This is a genomic window from Oceanobacter kriegii DSM 6294, assembly GCF_000422845.1.
In the GTDB taxonomy this organism is placed as follows: domain Bacteria; phylum Pseudomonadota; class Gammaproteobacteria; order Pseudomonadales; family Oceanobacteraceae; genus Oceanobacter; species Oceanobacter kriegii.
On record NZ_KE383933.1, the window covers coordinates 132,342 to 154,069 of the forward strand.

At 56.7% G+C, this 21,728-nt stretch carries 17 protein-coding genes; 12 read left to right on the forward strand and 5 right to left on the reverse strand.

The features are described from left to right. Positions 1 to 15 precede the first annotated feature (15 nt). From G516_RS0118440 to G516_RS0118490, 11 genes are all read left to right on the forward strand, one after another. Positions 16 to 990, forward strand: coding sequence for a YbgA family protein (locus tag G516_RS0118440; RefSeq protein ID WP_028294899.1), 975 nt, complete (start codon positions 16 to 18; stop codon positions 988 to 990). Further along, positions 987 to 1,877, forward strand: a complete 891-nt coding sequence (locus G516_RS24165; RefSeq protein WP_051219604.1) for a MerR family transcriptional regulator — start codon at positions 987 to 989, stop codon at positions 1,875 to 1,877. Before G516_RS0118440 ends, G516_RS24165 begins: the two co-directional genes overlap by 4 nt. Continuing rightward, the gene (phrB, locus tag G516_RS0118450) at positions 1,867 to 3,321 is read left to right on the forward strand and encodes a deoxyribodipyrimidine photo-lyase (RefSeq protein ID WP_028294900.1); all 1,455 of its coding nucleotides are present in this window, start codon (positions 1,867 to 1,869) and stop codon (positions 3,319 to 3,321) included. The genes G516_RS24165 and phrB overlap by 11 nt, the downstream gene beginning before the upstream one ends. Positions 3,322 to 3,381: 60 nt before the next feature. Continuing rightward, positions 3,382 to 3,879: a nuclear transport factor 2 family protein gene (locus tag G516_RS0118455; protein WP_051219605.1), complete on the forward strand. Its 498-nt coding sequence runs from the start codon at positions 3,382 to 3,384 to the stop codon at positions 3,877 to 3,879. Next, on the forward strand, positions 3,876 to 4,676 hold the full coding sequence (locus G516_RS0118460; protein WP_036537436.1) for an SDR family NAD(P)-dependent oxidoreductase: 801 nt from the start codon (positions 3,876 to 3,878) through the stop codon (positions 4,674 to 4,676). The genes G516_RS0118455 and G516_RS0118460 overlap by 4 nt, the downstream gene beginning before the upstream one ends. Next, positions 4,666 to 5,931 (forward strand): NAD(P)/FAD-dependent oxidoreductase, encoded by a 1,266-nt coding sequence (locus G516_RS0118465; protein WP_211225147.1) that lies wholly within the window; start codon positions 4,666 to 4,668, stop codon positions 5,929 to 5,931. The genes G516_RS0118460 and G516_RS0118465 overlap by 11 nt, the downstream gene beginning before the upstream one ends. Continuing rightward, positions 5,931 to 7,034 carry a DUF1365 domain-containing protein gene (locus G516_RS0118470; RefSeq protein ID WP_028294904.1) on the forward strand — a complete coding sequence of 368 codons (1,104 nt, stop codon included), beginning with the start codon at positions 5,931 to 5,933 and terminating at the stop codon, positions 7,032 to 7,034. Before G516_RS0118465 ends, G516_RS0118470 begins: the two co-directional genes overlap by 1 nt. Then, positions 7,034 to 8,452, forward strand: coding sequence for an SAM-dependent methyltransferase (locus tag G516_RS23280; protein ID WP_084645224.1), 1,419 nt, complete (start codon positions 7,034 to 7,036; stop codon positions 8,450 to 8,452). Before G516_RS0118470 ends, G516_RS23280 begins: the two co-directional genes overlap by 1 nt. Before the next feature lie 56 nt (positions 8,453 to 8,508). Further along, positions 8,509 to 9,039, forward strand: a complete 531-nt coding sequence (locus G516_RS0118480) for a DUF2878 domain-containing protein (protein ID WP_051219606.1) — start codon at positions 8,509 to 8,511, stop codon at positions 9,037 to 9,039. A 187-nt stretch (positions 9,040 to 9,226) separates the two neighbouring features. Then, positions 9,227 to 11,278 carry a TonB-dependent receptor plug domain-containing protein gene (locus tag G516_RS0118485; protein ID WP_028294906.1) on the forward strand — a complete coding sequence of 684 codons (2,052 nt, stop codon included), beginning with the start codon at positions 9,227 to 9,229 and terminating at the stop codon, positions 11,276 to 11,278. Between the two features lie 273 nt (positions 11,279 to 11,551). Further along, a complete protein-coding gene (locus tag G516_RS0118490) occupies positions 11,552 to 12,511 on the forward strand; it encodes a LysR family transcriptional regulator (protein ID WP_028294907.1) in 960 nt (319 codons plus the stop codon). Positions 12,512 to 12,600: 89 nt separating this feature from the next. Here the strand turns inward: G516_RS0118490 and G516_RS23285 are convergent, their stop codons facing one another. The 5 genes from G516_RS23285 to G516_RS0118520 form a co-directional block, all read right to left on the reverse strand. Beyond that, positions 12,601 to 13,794 carry a response regulator gene (locus G516_RS23285; RefSeq protein ID WP_051219607.1) on the reverse strand — a complete coding sequence of 398 codons (1,194 nt, stop codon included), beginning with the start codon at positions 13,792 to 13,794 and terminating at the stop codon, positions 12,601 to 12,603. A gap of 128 nt (positions 13,795 to 13,922) precedes the next feature. Next, the gene (locus G516_RS0118500) at positions 13,923 to 16,520 is read right to left on the reverse strand and encodes a LuxR C-terminal-related transcriptional regulator (protein ID WP_028294908.1); all 2,598 of its coding nucleotides are present in this window, start codon (positions 16,518 to 16,520) and stop codon (positions 13,923 to 13,925) included. Positions 16,521 to 16,830: 310 nt separating this feature from the next. Further along, positions 16,831 to 17,151, reverse strand: coding sequence for a Grx4 family monothiol glutaredoxin (gene grxD / locus G516_RS0118510; RefSeq protein ID WP_028294909.1), 321 nt, complete (start codon positions 17,149 to 17,151; stop codon positions 16,831 to 16,833). Positions 17,152 to 17,315: 164 nt separating this feature from the next. Beyond that, positions 17,316 to 18,014: a hypothetical protein gene (locus tag G516_RS0118515; protein ID WP_028294910.1), complete on the reverse strand. Its 699-nt coding sequence runs from the start codon at positions 18,012 to 18,014 to the stop codon at positions 17,316 to 17,318. Between the two features lie 180 nt (positions 18,015 to 18,194). Continuing rightward, entirely contained in the window at positions 18,195 to 18,839 is a 645-nt protein-coding gene (locus tag G516_RS0118520; RefSeq protein ID WP_051219608.1) for a c-type cytochrome, read from the reverse strand. A gap of 300 nt (positions 18,840 to 19,139) precedes the next feature. Between G516_RS0118520 and leuS the strand changes: the two genes are divergently transcribed. Continuing rightward, positions 19,140 to 21,719: a leucine--tRNA ligase gene (leuS, locus tag G516_RS0118525; RefSeq protein WP_028294912.1), complete on the forward strand. Its 2,580-nt coding sequence runs from the start codon at positions 19,140 to 19,142 to the stop codon at positions 21,717 to 21,719. Positions 21,720 to 21,728: the final 9 nt, after the last annotated feature.

Here is a 21,728-nt window from a genome sequence, read left to right on the forward strand (position 1 = left end):
AAAGGTTATACAGCGATGAAGGAATCCATAGAGTCCAACATCAAGATCGGTATCAGCGCCTGCCTGATGGGACAGCCCGTACGTTTTAACGGTGGCCACAAGCGTTCCCGTTTTTGCACCGACGTGCTGTCAAAGTACTTTGAATTTGTTGGTGTTTGCCCGGAAGTGGGCATTGGCATGAGCACACCTCGCCAGGCCATTCGTCTGATGAGCGAGAACGCCGACGACAGCAACATCCGTGCCGTCGGTTCTGACGACGCCAGCCTCGATGTTACCGAACAGCTGATTGACTACGCCGAGCAGAAAGCCTCAGAAATGAATGACTTGTGCGGCTTCATTTTTATGCAAAAAAGCCCCAGCTGCGGGGTGTATGGCGTCAAGCGATACCTGGCCAACGGTCATCCGGAAGGTACTACCAGCGGCATTTTTGCCCGCGAGTTTATTGCCCGTCATCCACTGCTGCCGGTTGAAGAAGCAGGCCGCCTCAACGACGACGCTCTGCGGGAAAACTTCATGGTGCGGGTGTACACCTACCACGAATGGACCAGCTTCCGTCAGCAAGGTCTGACTCCTGCGTCACTGATCGATTTTCACAGCCGCTACAAGTATCTGGTGATGGCCCACAGCCTGGTGCATTACAAAAGCATGGGGCAGCTGCTGGCCAACCTGACCCGCGACACCCTTGAGCACATCGCCGATGAATACTTCGAGCAACTGATGACGGCCCTGGCCAAGCCAGCCAGTCGCAAGATGCACACCAATACCCTGATGCACTTGCAGGGCTACCTGAAAAACCTGGTCACTGCGCAAGACAAACAAGAGCTGACTGGCATTATCGAGCAATACCGCACCGGCATTGTGCCGTTAATCGTACCGCTGACGCTGTTGAAGCATCACCTCAACCACCACGAGGAAGCCAACGCCTATGCGCGTCAGCAGGTGTACCTGAATCCGCATCCATACGAACTGGGATTGAGGAACAGCCTGTGAGCAGCGTTATTCCGGAAGGCAGCTACCCGATTCGGGACTTTGCTCGCATGACCGGTGTTAATCCGGCCACCTTGCGGGCATGGGAGCGTCGTTACGGCATCATCAAGCCACTGCGCACGCCGAAGGGTCATCGCTACTACACCAAGGACCATATTCAACGGGTAAACCACATCCTGCACTGGCTCGAACAGGGCTATCCGATTCGTCACGTCGAACTGCTAATGTCCGAAGCCGAAATCGACCAGCAGCAAGACAACAGCGCCGCGCTGGATGAATGGAAACAGGAACAGCAGCAACTGCTGGCCGCGCTGCGGTCGTTGAATCCGCGCCGCTTGTTCGACCTCTGGAGCCATGCCTTTTCCAACTACCCATTCGCGGTCTATTACCAGCATTGCCTGCTGCCCCTGATCGACTCCCTGCGTGGTCAGCCAAGTCATCCGATGCTGCTGAAAACCCTGACGTTCTTGTTGCATCAGCGGCTTACCTGCCTGATGGCCCAGCAACAACAACATACCGCCGACCCGGTGCTGTTATTGGCCACCAACCATCCGGATGGTGAACTCGATGTATTGATCCGCGCCTGCTCCATCGGTGCAGCCGGGCTCAAGGTTGAATATCTGGGGCCGCACCTGACCCCCGCCGAGCTGTCGATTGCGGCCGAGTCCCTCAATGCCGCTGCCGTCTGGGTGCATTTTTTGCCCCACGATAAAACCGAGGACAGCGCCTGGCAGCGTCACCTGGACAACACCGAACTGCCACACTGGCTGTCAGGCACCGCCCCGCTACACAGCGGCGGCCGACCTCACATCAAGACCCTGACCAGCCCGGTGAACCAGCAAATACACACCTACATTCTCGGCTGTGGAGGCCGTCTGGATGAACTCTGATCTGAATCTGGTGTGGTTTCGCACCGACCTGCGCTGCTACGACAATCCGGCCTTGTTCCACGCCTGTGCCCAAGGGCGTCCGGTAATCGCGGTGTACTGTCACACCGCCAGCCAATGGCAGCAGCACGGTCTTGGCAAACGCAAGGTCCGCTGGATGGAAAACGCCGTCGCCGCCTTGCAAAACAACCTGCGCGCACTCGGTATTCCGCTGCTGGTGCTGGAAGCAGACACCTTCGACAACAGCGAATCCTTGCTGCAAACCCTGATCAGTGAACTGGGTGTTTCGCGTTTGTTGTTCAACAACGAATACGAAGTGAATGAACGCAAGCGCGACATCAACCTGTGCCGTTGGGCCAGGGATCAGGGTGTTGAAATCAGCCGCTACCATGACCAGTGTCTGGTGCCACCGGGCGACGTGCTGACCAAATCCGAACAGCCGTTCAAGGTCTACAGTCCATTCCGCAAGGCCTGGTTGCCAAAAGCCGAGCAACTGCTGACAACGCCTTTGGGATTGCCACAACCGTCGGCCGAACAACAGGCATTGGCCGACCAGCGCATGCAACAATTGCCATCGCGCTTGCGAACGCTGGAGCTGCAACTGTCCATCGAAACCGATGATCGCTGGAGCCACTGCGAAACCGAATTGCACGAGCAACTGCAACGCTTCGTGGATGAACACGGCCCGGACTACGACCAGCAGCGCGACCTGCCCGCCAAGCCCGGCACCAGCGCCCTGTCACCGGCACTATCGATTGGCCTGATTTCAGCGCGGCAGTGCATTCACACCGCGGTACAAGCCAACGAAGGGCGCCTGATTGGTGGCAACAAAGGGCTCGACAGCTGGATCAACGAGCTGACCTGGCGTGATTTCTACCGCCATTTGATGGTCGCCTTTCCGCAGCTGTGCAAGCACAAGTCGTTCAAGCCGGAATACGAAGGTGTGTGCTGGCGCAACAGCGAAGAAGACTTTCAGGCCTGGTGCGAAGGCCGCACCGGTTACCCGATTGTCGACGCCGCCCAGCGCCAACTGGTGCAAACCGGTTGGATGCACAACCGCCTGCGAATGATCACCGCCATGTTCCTGACAAAGCACCTGTTGATCGACTGGCGACGCGGCGAAGCATTTTTCAACCAGCACCTGATGGACGCCGACCTGGCATCCAACAACGGCGGCTGGCAATGGAGTGCGTCTACCGGTGCCGACGGAGCGCCCTACTTCCGTATTTTCAATCCCATTGCGCAGTCGGAAAAATTTGACGCCGACGGTGAGTTCATCGCCCGTTACGTGCCGGAACTGGCCAAACTGGCGGGCAAATATCGCCATAACCCCAGTGCCTTTGAACGCCAGACTTGTGGCTACCCACAGCCGGTGGTTGACCACAAATACGGTCGTCAACGCGCCCTCAACGCCTTCAAGGCGCTGAAAGACGCAACCCCAGCCTGAACAAGGCCTATACCTATAAATAAGGCCGATAACCAAGGTTGATAACCAAGGAACGCTGCAATGACTGCCAAGCCGCTATCACCCGCAGACCGACACGCCCTGATCACCGGCACCTACGACCAACTGGATGCCGACTCGGTCAACAGCGGCCTGCTGGCACAGCTGTACCACCCGGATGCGGTGTTCCATGATCCTTTTCACCGTGTCGAAGGCCTGCAGCAGATTCAACAGTACTTCAGTGCGCTGTATCAGTCGGTCAATGCCATCGTGTTTGAATACGGTCAATTCTGGCCCGGCAGCAGCGATGACTGTGACTGTGACTGTGACTGTGACTGTGACTGTGACGAAAGTGCCGACATGCTGCGCTGGACCATGACGTTCAGTCACCCGGCTATAGCCTCCGGCAAGCAAATCCACGTTGAAGGCTGTACCGAACTGCACTGGCAGGATGGCAAGGTGATTCATCACCGCGACCTGTTCGACGGTGCCGACATGCTCTACAACCATTTACCGCTGATCGGCTGGGCACTGCGCAAAGTGCGGGAGCGTATGGCATGACTCGCAAAGCGGCCAAGCCGCCACTGGAACAGCAAGTCATCTGGTTGATTGGTGCCAGCTCCGGCATCGGCGAAGCACTGGTCCACCAGCTCGCCGACCGTTGCTTGCAACTGGTGATCAGCGCCCGCAACGAAGACAAACTGGACCAACTGAGCTGCAAGTACCAGCGTATTTCATCGATCGTCGCCGACGTCACTGATCTGGCCTCCATGCAGCAAGCGGCCCGCTACATAGAAGACGGCTTTGGCCGCATCGACACCGTCATCATTAACGCAGGCACTTGCGAATACGTCGACGTTCAGGCGTTTGATTCTGCCCTGTTCCAGCGAGTGCTGGACACCAACCTGATGGGCACCGTACACAGCATCGAAGTGGCCTTGCCGCTGCTCCGAAACAGCCAACGTGGTTATCTGGTTGGCGTTGCCAGCAGCGTGACCTATCTGGCCTTGCCAAGAGCGCAAGCTTACGGAGCCAGCAAGGCCGGCATGCGCTACTTGCTGGAATCCATGCGGGCCGATCTGGCCTCTGAGCAGATCGATGTATCGGTGGTGTCACCGGGCTTTGTCAAAACCCCACTCACCGACCGCAACGATTTCCCGATGCCCATGCGCATCAGCGCCGATGAGGCCGCCGTTGCCATCGTCAAGGGGCTGCAAGGGCGGCCGTGGGACATCCATTTTCCGAAACGCTTTACCAGGCTGATGCAATGGCTGGCAGCACTTCCTGCCTGCGCCCGCTTGGCCATCAGCCGCAAGACGTCAACCAATTCTGTAAAGGAAGCCTCTGATGAGCGATAAACCGTCCATTGCCGTTGTTGGTGCCGGGATTTCCGGTCTGACCAGTGCCTGGCTGCTGCGGGAGCGTTACGACGTCCACCTGTTTGAAGCCAACGACTATTTTGGTGGCCACACCCAAACCACCGACGTCGAGCTGGATGGCCAGGTGTGGCCGGTCAACACCGGTTTTATTGTTTACAACGACTGGACGTATCCGAACTTCATCAAGCTGATGGACACCCTTGGTGTTCAAACCGAAGCCTCTGACATGAGCTTCAGCGTGTCGTGTGCGCAAACCGGCATGGAGTACAACGGTGCCAACCTCGACAGCCTGCTAGCCAAGCGCTCGAACATTTTTAATCCGTCGTTCTGGCGCATGGTGAAAGACATCTTGCGCTTCAACAAGGAAACCCGCGCCCAGCTGGATGCCGAATCCCTCGACCCCAAACAGACGCTAGGTGAGTACCTGACCGAACACGGCTACGGCGACTACTTCCGCCGTTACTACATCATTCCGATGGGCGCTGCGATCTGGTCGGCCAGTGAAGCCATGATGATGGACTTCCCGGTGTATTTCTTTTTGCGCTTCTTCAACAACCACGGCTTGTTAAGCGTCAACGACCGGCCGCAGTGGCGGGTAATCTCCGGCGGCTCGCGCGCCTATGTAGGCCGTATTCTGGAAGACCTGCCGTCAAGCCAGATTCACACCAACGCCGCCATTGAACGCATCGAACGCGACAGCGACGGCGTCGAACTGGTGATTAACGGCCAACGCCACCGCTTTGATCAGGTGATTCTGGCCTGCCACAGCGACCAGGCCCTGCAACTGCTGGCACAGCCAACAGACGCCGAGCGAGCTATTTTGGGGGCGATTCCGTATCAGGATAACGACGTGGTGCTGCACACCGACGTCAACATGCTGCCGAAGCGCCAGAAAGCCTGGGCCAGCTGGAACTACCACATCGACAGCGAACAGCGCAGCACGGTCGCGGTGACCTATCACATGAACCGCTTGCAGAATTATCAGGCCGCGCCGGAAGAGTTTTGTGTCACGCTGAACAAAACCGACGCCATTGATCCGGACAAGATCATCCGCAAGTTCAATTACGCCCACCCGGTGTTCACCCTCGAGGGCATGGCCGCGCAGCAACGCCATCATGAAATCAGCGGCGCTAACCACACCCACTTCGCCGGTGCCTACTGGTTTAATGGCTTCCACGAAGACGGTGTGAATTCGGCCCTGCGAGTGTGCAAGGCATTGGGAGTCACCTTCTGATGTCGCGCTTCAGCGGTCAGGGCTTCGAGGGCAACAGCGCCATTTATGAAGGCTGGGTGCGGCATCGGCGCTTCAAGGGCAAGCCCAACGATCTCCATCACAAGGTGTTTATGATGCTGCTGGACCTCGATGAAATCGACGAAGTCATGCAACAGCACCCGCTCTGGCGCAGTCAGCCTGCGTCCGGTTGGAAAGCCCGCTTTCTCCCGGCTTGCTTCACCCCAGCCCGTTTTGATGCCGCCGACTATTACGGCCAGCATGGCGATGCCCGCGCCCTCAAGCGCAGTTTGCTGCGCACTTTCGAGCAGGAGTTTGGCCTTGCCGTCGAACGCATCGAAATGCTCACCAACTTGCGTTACTACGGTTTCATCATCAATCCGCTGACGCTCTACTTTGGTTATGACGCCAATGGCCGCTGTGTCGGCACTCTGGGCGAAGTGACCAACACGCCCTGGAAACAACGCTTTCACTACAACCTGTTGATGCCAGCAGATGATGCTCAACGCCAACCTCATCCACCCAGAGCCATCAAACCGCAGCGCCTGATTGGTAAAAACCGCTACCAGTATCAGTTCAGCAAGTCCTTCCATGTATCGCCGTTCAACAGCCTGGACATGCAGTACCGCTGGACCCTGAATCCCCCCGAAGCGCAAACCGGCAGCCGTCTGGCAAGCCAGATGGACGTGATGCAGGACGGCGAAAGGGTCATGGACGCCACCATGAAATTGCAGCGCCAGCCGATCAGCCGGGCCGCCATGAGTCGCATTCTGTGGCGCTACCCCATGATGACGGTGCAGGTGGGACTGGGAATCTACTGGAACGCCGCCAAACTGTGGTTGAAAGGCAACCCGTATGTGCCGCATCCGCACAACGAGCCAGAGCAGGATCATGCTGAGCAGCTGCGCAGCAGTCAGCCAAGCAGCGAGCCCATTACCAAGAACAATACCAAGAACAATACCAAGAACAGTACCGAAAACAGCAACCCGCCAGACAACCGCCATAAAAACAACAACCCGAACGCTATCAGCGATCGCCCAACGGCAACCGAATCGACTTCAGACGCTGCCGAGGCAGCCCAGCCGTCTTCCACAGGAGCACGATAATGAAAAGCCTGACGACCTCGTCCACCGACATCGCCTGGATTGACCGCCTCTGCCGCAACGCGCTGTGCACCCGCCTGGGCCAGCTGCGCCGAGCCCACCTGACCATTCGGGAGCAAGGCCAGACGCTGACCTTTGGCGATGCCAGCAGCGACCTGCACGCCACGGTCACACTGCACGACTCCGAAGCCTGGCGCACCATCGCCCTGTACGGCAGCGTTGGCGCTGGCGACGCCTATATGACCGGCGATTTCAGTGTCGACGACCTGCCTGCGCTGATTCGAATCCTGTGCCGCAACAAGGACGTACTCGACACCATCGACAGTGGCTGGGCCAACGCCGGTAAATGGGCGCTGAAGCTGTGGAACCACTTCCAGCGCAATACCGAAAAAGGCTCCCGCCGCAACATTGCCGCTCACTACGATCTCGGCAATGAGATGTTCAAGCTGTTCCTTGACCCGACGCTGATGTACTCCAGCGCCATTTTTCCAAACCGCGAGGCCAGCCTTGAAGAGGCCTCCCTATTCAAGCTCGACCGCCTGTGCCAGAAGCTGCAACTGACCCCCGATGATCACCTGATTGAAATCGGCACCGGCTGGGGCAGCATGGCGATTCATGCCGCCAAGCACTACGGCTGTCGGGTAACCACCACCACCATTTCGGAAGAGCAGTACAAGCTGGCGCAACAACGGGTCGAGCAAGAAGGCTTGCAGGATCGCATCACCTTGTTGAAAGAAGACTACCGCCAGCTGCAAGGCACCTTCGACAAGCTGGTATCGGTGGAAATGATCGAAGCCGTTGGCCACCAGTACCTGAACACCTACTTCCAGACCATCAGCAAGCTGCTTAAGCCCGATGGCATTGCCGTGATTCAGGCCATCACCATCGACGACTGGCGCTACGAAAAAGCCAAAAACAGCGTCGACTTCATCAAGCGTTATATTTTCCCCGGCGGCTTCCTGCCATCCGTTACGGCAATCCAGAACGCCATGGTGACCGCTGGTGACCTGAAAACCGTGCACCTGGAAGACATCGGCACCCACTACGCCGAAACCCTGCGCCGCTGGCGAGCCGACTTTCTGGCCAACCGCGACGCCCTGCGCCAACAAGGTTACGACGATACCTTCTATCGACTGTGGGACTTCTACTTCAGCTACTGCGAAGGGGGGTTCGATGAGCGCGTGATCAGCACCGTGCAGATGGTATTCGCCAAGCCGGACAACCAGCGCGACATGCTGCTGGGCAGTTTGCAGGCACCCGCCATTACGCCATCGTTCACACAAGCTATTAGCTCAGAGGCAACGACTGCTGTGACGGAAACCATCGAAGCCACCGTAACGGCCGAAGCGTCAGAAGATGCGAGCACAACCCACACCGCAGCGGACGAAAACAAGGCCAACGGGCTCTCCCGGGCGTCCTGAAATCTGCTCGGGAATAAAAGACAACACAGAACAATAAAAAACACAGAGGCCCGGCCATGAACAAGCAGCCGCTTCGGTTAAAACGCAGCCACCAGCTGATACTCAACATCGCCATGTTTCAGCTGGTTTGGTTTGCCTGCATTCTCGGCGGTAACCTCTGGGCCTTGGCCGTCACGCCGCTGTTGGTGTTGTGGCATCGCACCCTGTTGCAGCCCGGCGAATGGCAGTTGATTACCGCCTATCTGTTAGCGGGTGCCGTGCTCGATACTCTGCTGATTGGCTCGGGTCAGCTGCAACTGGCCAATCATCAAGGGCCATTGCTGCCGTATTGGCTGTGGCTGTTGTGGGGCGCGTTTGCCACCACCCTGCTACATTCACTGCACTGGCTGGTATTGCGACGCAATGCCCTGATCGTGGCGGGTGGGCTGTTGGCTCCGCTCAGTTACTACACCGGAGCCCAACTTCAACAAGCCACGCTGACCACGTTGGGCCTGCTGGTGATTGGCCTGCAGTGGGCCATGCTGATGGCATTGACCCACGTTGTCGTCATTCGACGGACAGCACAGCAGGCCGGGGGCGAATCATGATCCAATGGCGGTTTGAAATGCCCCGACAGAATTGCCAGACTGCGAACCCTGACGATTCAGCGAACACGGAAGCTCAAGGATGACCCTACTCGCTTATACACTTCGGCCTGCCAAATCATCTGGGCCTGCGACATCTCGAACGATCAAGCGCCGGCCAACCAAAGCCCAGCCTGTTTGGGCACTGGCGATGCTTGCCGTCGGTATGCTGCCTGTATCGGCGTTCGCCAACACCGATTCCGCCGACATTGCCAACACTAACGCAGACCCGGACCTCATCTATCAGGATGCCGAAGTGGTCGAAGTGTTAGGCATCAAGGAACCACTGACCACGGTAAAAACCGAACGACTGCTGAAAGTCCCCGGTGCCGGTAACGACCCATTACGAGCCATCGGCAGCTTGCCCGGCGTAGTGTTCAGCTCAGCGCAAAGCTCCGAACCGGCGGTACGTGGCTCATCGCCGGACGACAACGCTTTTTACATCGACTTCTTTCCGGTGGGTTATATCTTCCACACCGATGCCTCCAGTATCCTCAGCGACAACGTGATTGGCGATTTTGCCCTGCTGCCAGCGGCCTTTGGCCCGGCGTATAACGGCTCCACCGGTGCCGTCATTGATGCTCAGTCGCGCCGCCCGGATTTTGGTAACCGTCAGGCCGTAATCGACTTCAGCTTGCTGAAAGCCGGGATCTTTTTCGAGCAACCCACCGGCGACAATCAGGGCTTTTACCTGTCTGCCCGCCAGAGCCTGTTCCAGTACTACATCGAAAACCTGCTCGACGATGAGGAATTCGAATTCACCACCGTGCCGGAATACTACGACTATCAGGGCAAGTACGAGTACGCCGTCAGCACCACCGAATCCATCACCTTCAACGTCATAGGCGCTCGCGACAAAGCCGGCTTGCTGTTCGACGAAGACTCCGACCAGGTGCAGCAAGACCCCGGTCTGGATGGCGGCATTGGCTTTGAGCAGTACTTCAACAGCCAGGCCTTGCTGTGGGAAAAGATTTACCCCTCCGGACTGCAACAAAAACTGGGCCTGGCCCAACTGGAGCAGAAGCTGCAATTCAGCATTGGCAATAGCAACCGCATTGATGTGAAGGTGAACGACTACACCGTCAAAAGCCAGTTCAGCCAATTTGTGAACCTCGACCACGAACTCAGCTGGGGGCTGGAGTTTGGCCAGGCGCATATCGGCGGCAGCGGCCGCTACGCCGGTCCCCCTTGCGATGAGTTTCAACCGGACTGCCGACTGGTGGACGGCACCGAAACCATCGACAGTCGCTTTGATGAAGTGGTCAACAGTCTGGACCTCAGCCTCGCCGACCGCTGGCAGGTGAACGAGGACTGGGAGCTGACCCCGGGCGTACTGGTGTCCGTTGAGGACTACACCGAAGAGTGGTTTATCGAACCCAAATTGCAAAGCCGCTGGCGCTTTGCGCCGTTCTGGAACCTCACCAGCGGTTACGGCCAATACCACGACTTCCCGGACAACTTTGGCCAGTACGCTGAGGATTTCGGCAACCCCGACCTGAAACTGCCCACCGCCAACCATTGGGTGCTGGGGCTGGAGCACGAATGGCGTGACGACCTGCTGGTCAAGCTGGAAACCTATTACAAAACCATGGATCGGCTGGTGATCGCTCGCCAGTCAGCGGACAACTACCCCGATCTCAGCAGCCAGCAATACAGCGAACTGCCCCGCTACAGCAACGATGCCCACGGCAAGGCCTGGGGCGTGGAGTTGTTTATCAACAAGGATCTGACCGATCAATGGTACGGCTGGGCCTCATTGGCCTGGTCTCATACAGAACGCACCAACGACATTACCGGCGAAGACTTTCGCTACGCCTACGACCAGCCGGTGGTCATTAATAGCGTCATTGGCTACGAACTCAGCGACCGCACCACGCTGGGCCTGAAATGGCGCTATCAGAGCGGCCAGCTGGTCACCCCATTGCTGGGGGCCGAGCAGGACAGCGACAACCCCGAGCTGTACAACCCGATCTACGGCGACATCAATTCCGAGCGCTTGCCCGCCTATCACAGCCTCGACGTTCGTATGGATCGGCTGTACCTGTTCGAGGGTTGGGAAATGACGCTGTACGGAGAAATTCTGAATCTCTACGGCCGCGATAACGTGATCGACTATGACTACAAAAATGCCGATTACAGCGAGCGGGAAGACGTCACCGACTTGCCCACCATTGTTTCTTTGGGTGTAAAAATCGAGCTGTAGCCGCACTCTTTCGATTGACGCATTCATGTCACCAATCGGAAATTTTCGGCCACTCAGTCAGGATTTACTGCACTAATCAGCGATATATAGATAAATTCGAAGATACCTATCAGAACAATAGCTACAATTTCACTTCTATTGTTCCAGTTATTATGGCAAATTAGTTAAATACTGAATGCCACCTGTTTTAGCGATTGTTGCACTGCTTAGCCTGACTAAACGGTAAAAGCTGTCAGTAGCGACATTCGACTCACTGCTCAGCGGGAGACCCACATGCAGATCGGAAAAAGAGAGGAATTTGACCTGAACGAAATGGCCATTTTCGTTCATGTTGTCGAAGCTGGTAGCTTCACCGGTGCCGCGCGCAATCTGGGTCTGCCAAAGTCGACCGTCAGTCGCAAAATCACCCAGCTGGAAGAGCGTCTGGGTGTGCGCCTGATTCAACGTACAACCCGTTCCTTGCGCCTGACCGATACCGGCAACGCCTATTACGGCCACTGTTCTCGCATCCTCAGCGAAATTGAGGAAGCCAACATTGCCGTCACCCAGATGCAAACCACGCCAACCGGTACCCTGCGCATCACCGCACCGGTGCTGTTTGGCTCCACAGTACTGTCGAGCCTGATTTCAGAATTCATGGATTTGCATCCACAGCTGAACATCGACCTGGTGCTGTCTGACCAGATGCTGGATCTGGTGCAGGAAGGCATCGACATTGCCTTCCGTATTGGCCAGCTGGAGGACTCTTCCCTGATTGGTCGCTACCTGGGCGACGTCCGTGCCGTGATGTGTGCAAGCCCGGAATACCTGCGTCGCTTTGGTACGCCGCACCACCCTGACGACCTGTCGAACCACCGTCTGATCACCGCTTCGCGCTGGTTGCAGTGGAACATGGAAGGCCCGAGTGGCGAAGAGATCAACATTCCGGTGAAACCGAAACTGCAAGCCAACGACTTTGCGTCACTGTACGCACTGGCGCTGTCTGGTTCCGGCGTGACACCGCTGCCAGCCCTGATTGCTGCCCCAGCCATTCAGGCCGGTGAACTGGTACCGGTACTGGCCGACTACCCGTTTGAAGCCAGCCCGATTCACGCGCTGTACCCAAGCAACCGTCACCTGTCCGCCAAGGTGCGCAGCTTTGTTGAGTTCGTGATTGATAACATTCGTCCAAACCCACCATGGGAAGTGGACCTGCCAAGCGACGAAGTGAGCGAAGCAACAGTACTGAACTGAAGTACTGACTAACAACAGGCCCAACAAAAAGAAAAGCCCGCGTTACGTCAGTAGCGCGGGCTTTTTGTTAAGCGAGTATGTCCAGTGTCTTAAGCCATCGACTTGCCGGTGGTTTCTTCCAGCAACTCCAGCAGTTGGTTCAATTCGCGGGTATCACCGTGCTCACTCGACATGGCCGAGTCGATTTTTTCCAGCAACTGGGTCAAGCCGTTATCGATCCGAACGCCCTGGTTAAACACCCGGGTGGTTTCAGAGATACCGGTTTCCATAATCTCCTGAATCGATTTTTCCTGATACTCGTCCATCCCCAAAAACTGCACCGTGTGCTCTACCCCGGCCGCCATGGTTTCCACCACGCTGGCAATGTCTTGCATAACGTGCTGGTACGAATCATCTACCGTGCGCATTAGCCCGCGCATGGACTCCGCTAACTGCATCACCACCTTGCTTTCCAGCTGCATGGTGTAGATGTTGTCCAGCGCTTCGATGCGCGCATGAGCCCCCTGCAACAGCGAGAACACGTTGTCCTTGATGGCGCCGTACTTTTTTGAATCGTTCATTGGCATGTTTTTCACCAACAGCGACACCTTGCCGTAGTTCATGATGGAACGCTTGCCAAAGTCGACGTAACGACCCTGATCACGACATTCCATCAGCAGTGCCGATTCCAGCTCCTTGGCCATGCCGTTGGCTTCCATGTTCTTGACCGCGTAGCGACCACGCATTTGCAGGCTGCAATTCAGGCCGTAGTTTTTCAACGCCTGAAACAGCCTCATGCCCAGTTCATCCAGGTTGTCGCAATTATTCACGTCCAGCAGAAACTGGATGTTAACCCCCAGATCGGAGGTATCAGACATGGCGATAAACGCCATTTCGTTGGCTTGTTTGAGCTGCACTTTCAGCTGGTCGCTGGCAACCTTGTTGAACATTACCCGGTCAACACGCGCCCGCAGCTCCTGCATGTCGGTGTCGGTTACATAGTCATCACAACCGGCTTCATAGGCATCCATACGGGAATCCAGGCTGGCACCCGCGCCCATCAGGACCACTGGAATATCAGCCCCCTGCTCGGCTTCCTTGATGTGTTTGCAGGCTTCAACGCTGCCCACGGCACCAAAACTGGCAATATCGATCAGTATCATCCTGACCTGGGCCAGCTCACGATGCTGTAAGGCGGCTTCTGCTGCGTCGCAATATTCGACCTGATAACCACCGTTCAGGGCAGTTTCTACTTGCTCCAGAGAATGGGAGGCCAGAATCAGGGCGCTGTAGGGTGTCCTCATGCGTCACGTCCATTTTGGTGTTGGTAACTCTCCCTTAGGTTTAGACGATAGCTTTACAACTTGCCAATCTGGTCGCTGTTCAAAATACGAGCAAAATTGTTCTATTTTTCCTGGGCAAATACTGATAGTTACAACAGTAGCAACTCTTTTGCCTTGCGGATCGCCTGGGTGCGGTTCTTGACCCCCAGCTTCATATTGATTTTGCGGGCATGGCTTTTGACCGTATGAATCGAGATAAACAACTGGGCGGCAATTTCCTGATTCGAAGCCCCCTCGGCGATCTTGCGCAACACATCGTGTTCACGGTCACTCAGCTGCACCCGCACCGTGACACTGGCCGGAGTTTCCGATGAGGCAGTCGAGTTGTACAACTCCGGCAACCAGGCACGGAAGCTCATACCGATGCCCTCATGACGCATGTGATGGCCCAGCTGATTAAACATGTGCTGGCTTTCGGCAATCTGGTTTTTACCGCGCAGGGCTGCGGCCCGCATCATTTGAATCAACAGCTTGATCAGCGGGCTGGAATTGCAGCGCAGCCACTCATCGACTTCGGTCAGGCAGTCGTCGTAACGACCGCACAGCAAATACAAACGGGCTCGGGTCGCAGCAACAAAATCCGGCAGCATCGGGAAAATCTCCGGCCGCTGCACATGCGACAGATGACGACTGCCCAGCACTTGTTCAATGCCTTCTTCAGCACGGTGATATTTGCCCTGAAAGATCCACACATTGGCCTTCACCAGCATCAGCCAGAGGTATACCTCGGTATCAACTCCCCAGCGTTGCATCAGCCGCTCGGCATCGTCCAGACAGTCCAGCGCCTTGCTGGCCTGGCCGTGGGCTGCCAGCTCCATCGCTTGCAGGCCGTAACCGTAAGTCACCAGCACGTCACCGGATTTGCAGCAGTGGCTGATGCCTTGCTCCAACAGGGTCAGCAAGTGCTTGGGGTCTTCCCCTGTCACCCACTGCAAAAACGCCTTGTACAACAGCAAGCGCCCCATCGGCATCGCTGACAGGTGTTCGGGCAGGCTTTGCAAACGTTGAATGCCGCCATCCACCAGGCTTTTGCTGAACGGGAAATGGCCGCGATGCAGTTCAATACGGGCCTGATCAAACAGCGCCAGGGCTTCCAGCGTCAGGCTGCCATACTGGCGGGAAATACTGACGGCGGTGCGATTGCAGGCCCGCGCAGCGTCGAGGTCGGTTTCAGCCAACGCCTGATACGTCAGTGTGCTGGCCATCAAAAAGCGCACGCTGTAGCGCTCCGGGGGTAACTCTTGCAGCGCTTCGAAGCAAAGGCTGCTGGCCGATTTGCTATTGCCTTTCAGCCGCGCCATATAGCCTTGCAGGGATTTCAGCTCGGCGGGTTCCAGCTGCTGCCCCTGAGCCAGGTGGCGTAGCAACGACTCAGCCCGGCGCAGTCGGTAGGTCAGCATCCAGGCCCAACAGGCCAGCTGCATCAAGCGTGGTGATTGACGCAGAACGATCTCACCAGCGCGATCACACCAGTCCACCAGCCCGGCAATATCCAGACTGGCCAGCAAGGCTTCAGCACGGGTTTCCACCCACACCGCCAAGCCACCGTGAATGGCCGAACGCTGACCATGCTCCAGCGCCTGCACAGGCTGCTGGTGTTTGTCATACCACTCAAAAGCCCGCTGATGCCAGATCTCCTGATCCCGTTCGGTCACAGCGGCAGCCGCCACCTCGACAAAGGCCGGTTCCAGTTCGGCCCAATTGACCCGCTCCTGCGCCACCAGAAAACCGCTGCGCACCATGGATTGCATCAGGTCCCGACAGGCGTAGCCGTTAACATGCGACAATAGCCCTTCGCACACCGGCCCCAGCACCGCCGCCTGTTGTAACAAGCGGCGTTCTTCGCGACTGATGCCTGCCAGAGTGTCGGTCAGCCAGTAATCCTGCAATTCAAAATTGGCCAGCCCGACCGACACCGTGGCCAGATTCCCCGAGGCACGTAAACACGCCGTCCAGATAGCAATCGCGGCGGGCCAGCCGTGAAACCGTTGATCCAGCAGTCGTTGATCGTCGCTGTCCAACGCCAGCTGCTGCCCTTGCAGCCAATGCTCGGTATCCTCCCGACTCCAGCGCAGCTGCTGAATACCAATATGGGTAACGTCTTCAGCCATCAAAATTGCCGTCGCCGATGTTGGCAACGCCCGTGAAGCCACCACCAACGACAATGCCGCAGGTTGCAATCGAATCAGTTCACACAGCAACCGCCATCCGCTGACGTCCATCAGATGGGCGTCGTCGAGACAAAGACAGTATTCCAGCGGCTTACGGGCACTGTCCGAGGCTTGTTGCAATAACGCCGTCCAGCAGCCCAATAATCCAAGGGTGCCTGAACGAGGCTGCCAGCTTTGGCGAGCTTGTTGCGCCAGTTGCAGCGCCTGCTCGGAGCCGTCCAGGTGCATTAACAGCGGCAGCAGCTCGTTGTCAGAATCGCCAAACTCACAATTGATCCAGACCACCTTACGGCCACTGCTCTGACGGACCTGATAATAGCGCCGCAGCCATTCCGATTTACCAAATCCAGCAGGGGCCTGAACCCACACCAGAGCAGCAGACGTTGCGATATTCGCGTCCGGTTCGGCACGCTGAAGCGGCACCCGTGGCGCATTGGCGGGGCGATGACGAGCGGGCAAATTCAATGCGCCCGTCGCAGAGGCGAGCGGTTCTTGATCGGAGGGTGATGCGTACATGGCTGCCGTGCCTGACGTTATTATTGTTCGCCAAGAGTATCACCACAGCCACTGGCGCGTGTCATGTCGTGCAGAAGATGAATGGCAGTTATGGGTAATTTTGTTCGTTCTGGTGATTGTTTGGTTCGATGAGGTAAAGCCCAAACGCTGACCACGCCATACAAGGTTGTGGAGCAAACCGGGAGTGGAACGACAGAAAAGGAATGAGTGGAACGACAGAAAAGGAATAGGAGAAAGGCAGAGTTAAAAGGACAGGATCAACAGGTTAGAATCGGAAACCACCGCAGCCGGTGGTTCCCTGAATCAGCGATCAGGCTTCTGGAGCAGCTTCTTCCAGCAGGGTTTTCAGTTCACCCTTTTCGAACATCTCGGTCACGATGTCACAACCGCCAACCAGCTCACCGTTTACCCACAGCTGCGGGAACGTAGGCCAGTTTGCATATACCGGCAAATTGGTACGAATTTCCGGGTTGGACAGCACGTCAACGTACGCGAACTTCTGACCACATTCCATCACCGCCTGCACAGTGCGAGCAGAGAAACCACACATAGGCTGGTTAGGAGAACCTTTCATGTACAGCAGGATGGTGTTGTTCTCAATCTGGTCTTTGATGACGTCCATAATTTCCATGGTGATGTCTCTCTTTTAGCAAGGCATTAATCGATTCTTGTGGAATATGGGGATGATGCCCGGTGTTTCAAGCGACCGCCCCCGCACACATTCCGGATTGATTCTGAGAATACCACAGAGTCGAATATTCCCGACAGTTGCGCTTGGGCTTTCAGTATTAGCCGTCAGTCCCACCCCTGAATCAGCAAACTGTCGTCAGCGTCCAGTGAAATCCCATGCTTAACATCCAACAAGGGTGCCATGCTCAAAGGCTCCCCTTGAGGGGTACAGCCGCGAAATACTACCACCCGGCTGCGACCATCCTGCCAGCGTTCAATCAGCTCGGCGGGTAGCCTGATTTCACACGACTGCCGTGCTTTGAACATCCACTCCCGCGCCGACGCTTGTGGCGATAACCGCAACCGCTCTACCGTGACAGGAAACCGCTGCTCCAAGGGTTCAAGCCCCTCGCACTCAATCCCCTCGCAAGCAAGACGTTCAAACCCTCGGTCGTCGTCATGGAAGCCAACGCCAAACCGCAACTCAGGTAGGCTTCCGGACAAGTCCGCAGTAGCCAGCGACACCGGTTCAACAACGTCAAAGCCCATTTGCCGGGTCAGCGCCATCAGCCAATCACGATGAGCCGGATACGCATCGCTGTGCATCAGTGCCACCCGAACCTGGGTGTATCCCAACCGCCGAGCCTGCATCAACTGCAAGGCCAGCGTTTCCGGTTGTAAAGCCCGCACGACGCTGCCATCCGGCAAGATCCGCTCATCGGCTTCCAGAATCATGTCGTTGGCGTGGGTCAGAGGTGCAACGCTGCCGCGCAGGCCGTAGCTGGTGATCCAGACAATGGGGAGATGATCAGGTGAAGTGGTCATGGAGCAAAGACAGGCTCTAACAAAAGGCACACATTAAAGGCATACGTTAACAAAGAGGGATGGTTTGGGACACTTTTCCCTCTCTGCTCTGTCCTCTCGGCTATTCCTTTATCACAGCCTTTGGAACAGCCTCAGCCTAACCCTTATTACAGACTCAGTCAGAACCACTATCGGGTTTTATCAAGGCATATGCGCAACGTAAGAGGCGACATCTTTCAGTTGTTGCTCGGTCAGGTTCTGCACCACCGCGACCATCGGTGATTGCGCACGCTCCGGGTTTTTGGAGAGGAAATTCAGCAGCGTGGTTTCCAGGTATTCGTAGGGCTGACCGGCAATGCGCGGGTATTCGCGGGAGCCGTGGGCAGACTGCCCATGGCAGGCGAAACACATGGAATCGTACAGCTGCTTACCCTGATCAGACGGTGCAACCGGTTGCTGGCGGGGCTTCACTTCCTTGTCGGCAAAATACAGTGCAATCGCCACCCGCTCCTTGTCGGTCAATTGCTTGGCCAGTTTGCTCATCACGTAATCCTTGCGAATACCGTTGGCAAAATGCTCAAACTGGGTAAACAGGTAGGCGGCGTTCTGGCTGGCCAGATTGGGAATGTAATCACGTTTGCTGTTGCCGTCCCGACCGTGACAGGAAAAACACAGGATGCCGCGCTCTTCCCCTTGCACGATCGCAGCCTGATGGGCTTGCTCGTTTTGTTCAATATGGATCATGTCACGAATCAGCTCGTCGACCGTCTCATCTGCGACGACCCGGGCGCTGAAAATACTTACCAACAAACCAGTAAACAGAAAGATCGCACGGCGGTTCTTCATTGATCATCAAACTCCTTTATCCGGACGGCTAACTTAACGACACAGCCGCCACCGACCAAGAGAAAACCCGCCCTCCACAGCCATTAGTTGAACACTGAATGACCTGTATCAAAATTCGTCAGACCAATTGTCATGATGTCCCGTAATCGCCCGGCCAGCGCCCCACCAAGACACGACCGCCTTCGCCCTGAAGGCCCGCAACACAGAGTATTTACCGGATTCGAGTGTCGCCTTTGAAAGTGATCGGGTAGACTGTCCGCCTTCTTTTATTCACGCACTGATTGTTTACAAGCCGACATGATGCAAGAAACCTACGTACCCCATGAAATTGAGCCTGCTGTCCAGCAACAGTGGGACGAAAACCAGGTGTTTAAAGCCGTTGTCGACAGCAACAAAGAGAAGTTCTACTGCCTGTCGATGTTCCCGTACCCAAGCGGCCGACTACACATGGGTCACGTACGTAACTACACCATCGGTGACGTGATCTCCCGCTACCAGCGCATGCAAGGCAAGAACGTGATGCAGCCTATGGGCTGGGACGCGTTTGGCCTGCCTGCTGAAAACGCTGCGATCAAGAACAAGACCGCACCGGCGAAGTGGACCAAAGAGAACATTGCCTACATGAAGAACCAGCTGAAATCGCTGGGCTTCGGTTACGACTGGGACCGTGAAATCGCCACCTGCGATCCGGACTACTACCGTTGGGAACAGTGGTTCTTCACCAAGCTGATCGACAAGGATCTGGCTTACAAGAAAGTCTCCGCGGTGAACTGGTGTCCACACGACCAGACCGTACTGGCCAACGAACAGGTGATCGAAGGCTGCTGCTGGCGTTGTGATACCCCGGTTGAGCGCAAGGAAATCCCGCAGTGGTTTATCCGCATCACCGCTTACGCCGAAGAGCTGCTGAACGATCTGGATCAGCTGGATGGCTGGCCTGAGCAGGTAAAAACCATGCAGCGCAACTGGATTGGCAAATCCCGTGGCGTGCAGTTCAAGTTTGATCTGGCCGGTCGTGACGACCAGCTGGAAGTGTACACCACCCGTCCTGACACCCTGATGGGCGTGAGCTACGTCGCTGTGGCTGCTGGTCACCCGCTGGCCAAGGAAGCCGCCGCCAACAACCCGGAACTGGCCGCCTTCATTGAAGAGTGCCAGAAGTCCGGTACCGCCGAAGCGGACGTTGCCACCAAGGAAAAGAAAGGCCTGAAGACCGGCTTCAAAGCCATTCACCCACTGAATGGCAAGGAAGTGGATGTTTGGGTAGCCAACTTCGTACTGATGGAATTTGGCACCGGCGCCGTGATGGCGGTTCCAGCCCACGACCAGCGTGACTGGGAATTCGCCCAGCAGTACGGCATTGATATCCAGCAGGTGATTGAGCCAGCAGCGGGTGAAGAGATCGACCTGACCGCAGCGGCCTACACCGAAAAAGGCAAGCTGGTGAATTCCGGTGAATTCGACGGCCTGGAATTTGAAGCCGCCTTTGATGCCGTTGCCGCCAAACTGGCCGAGCTCGGCAAAGGCGAAATCAAGGTGAACTACCGCCTGCGCGACTGGGGCGTAAGCCGCCAGCGTTACTGGGGCGCACCGATTCCGGTGATCCGCACCGCCGATGACAAGATGGTTCCAACCCCAGCGGACATGCTGCCGGTTGAGCTGCCAACCGACGTTGTGATGGACGGTGTGAACTCACCAATCAAGAACAACCCGGATTTTGAAAACATCACCCTGAACGGTGAAAGCGCGTTCCGCGAAACCGATACCTTCGACACCTTTATGGAGTCTTCCTGGTACTTCGCTCGTTACTGCTCGCCAAAAGCCGACCAGATGCTGGACCCAACCGAAGCCAACTACTGGCTGCCGGTAGACCAGTACATCGGTGGTATCGAACACGCGATTCTGCACCTGCTGTATTCCCGCTTCTTCCACAAACTGCTGCGTGATGCCGGTCTGGTGGAAAGCGACGAGCCATTCAAATCCCTGCTGTGTCAGGGCATGGTGCTGGCTGACGCCTTCTACTACACCAATGAAAACGGCGGCAAAGAGTGGGTTAACCCAACCGAAGTCGACGTTGAGCGTAACGACAAGGGCGGCATGGCCTCTGCCAAGCGCAAGACCGACGGTCTGGAGCTGAGCTACGCTGGCATGAGCAAGATGTCGAAGTCGAAGAACAACGGCGTCGATCCGCAGGAAGCCATCCAACAGTACGGTGCCGACACCGTGCGTGTGTACACCATGTTCGCAGCGCCACCAGAGCAAACCCTGGAATGGGCTGACTCCGGCGTGCAGGGCGTGCAGCGCTTCCTGCAGCGTGTATGGCGTCTGGCGTTCGAGCTGAAGCAGCACGAAGCGGTATCTGTTGCTGCCGACCAGCTGCCAAAAGCCGACAAGGACGCCCGTCGCAAACTGCACGAAACCATCGCCAAGGCATCTGATGACATTGGTCGTCGCTACAACTTCAATACCGGCATCGCTGCCATCATGGAGTTGATGAAGACCCTGACCAAGCTCGACCTGACCGTCGACAGCAGCCGCTCTGTGGCAGCCGAAGCTCTGGATGCCATCGTCCGTATGCTGAGCCCAATGGCTCCGCACATGACCCAGCAACTGTGGACCGAGTTCGGTAACGAAGGCCTGGTGGTCGACGCTGCATGGCCTGCTGTGGATGAGTCCGCACTGGTGGCCGACAGCATTCAGCTGATCGTTCAGGTCAACGGCAAGCTGCGCGCCAAGCTGGAAGCCCCGGCCTCTGCCGGCAAGGATGAGCTGGAAGCCATGGCCATGTCCGACGAAGCGGTACAACGCCAGATCGAAGGCAAGACCGTTCGCAAGGTCATCGTGGTACCGGGCAAACTGGTCAACATCGTGGCCAACTGATCGGGATAT

Excerpts from the sequence above, each read along its gene's own strand:
- G516_RS0118490 (WP_028294907.1), top strand. The coding sequence starts at position 11,552 with ATGCAGATCGGAAAAAGAGAGGAATTTGACCTGAACGAAATGGCCATT.
- G516_RS0118455 (WP_051219605.1), top strand. The coding sequence starts at position 3,382 with ATGACTGCCAAGCCGCTATCACCCGCAGACCGACACGCCCTGATCACC.
- G516_RS0118465 (WP_211225147.1), top strand. The coding sequence starts at position 4,666 with ATGAGCGATAAACCGTCCATTGCCGTTGTTGGTGCCGGGATTTCCGGT.
- leuS (WP_028294912.1), top strand. The coding sequence starts at position 19,140 with ATGCAAGAAACCTACGTACCCCATGAAATTGAGCCTGCTGTCCAGCAA.
- G516_RS0118460 (WP_036537436.1), top strand. The coding sequence starts at position 3,876 with ATGACTCGCAAAGCGGCCAAGCCGCCACTGGAACAGCAAGTCATCTGG.
- G516_RS0118470 (WP_028294904.1), top strand. The coding sequence starts at position 5,931 with ATGTCGCGCTTCAGCGGTCAGGGCTTCGAGGGCAACAGCGCCATTTAT.
- G516_RS23280 (WP_084645224.1), top strand. The coding sequence starts at position 7,034 with ATGAAAAGCCTGACGACCTCGTCCACCGACATCGCCTGGATTGACCGC.
- phrB (WP_028294900.1), top strand. The coding sequence starts at position 1,867 with ATGAACTCTGATCTGAATCTGGTGTGGTTTCGCACCGACCTGCGCTGC.
- grxD (WP_028294909.1), bottom strand. The coding sequence starts at position 17,151 with ATGGAAATTATGGACGTCATCAAAGACCAGATTGAGAACAACACCATC.
- G516_RS0118440 (WP_028294899.1), top strand. The coding sequence starts at position 16 with ATGAAGGAATCCATAGAGTCCAACATCAAGATCGGTATCAGCGCCTGC.
- G516_RS0118520 (WP_051219608.1), bottom strand. The coding sequence starts at position 18,839 with ATGAAGAACCGCCGTGCGATCTTTCTGTTTACTGGTTTGTTGGTAAGT.
- G516_RS0118485 (WP_028294906.1), top strand. The coding sequence starts at position 9,227 with ATGCTTGCCGTCGGTATGCTGCCTGTATCGGCGTTCGCCAACACCGAT.
- G516_RS0118515 (WP_028294910.1), bottom strand. The coding sequence starts at position 18,014 with ATGACCACTTCACCTGATCATCTCCCCATTGTCTGGATCACCAGCTAC.
- G516_RS0118480 (WP_051219606.1), top strand. The coding sequence starts at position 8,509 with ATGAACAAGCAGCCGCTTCGGTTAAAACGCAGCCACCAGCTGATACTC.
- G516_RS23285 (WP_051219607.1), bottom strand. The coding sequence starts at position 13,794 with ATGAGGACACCCTACAGCGCCCTGATTCTGGCCTCCCATTCTCTGGAG.
- G516_RS0118500 (WP_028294908.1), bottom strand. The coding sequence starts at position 16,520 with ATGTACGCATCACCCTCCGATCAAGAACCGCTCGCCTCTGCGACGGGC.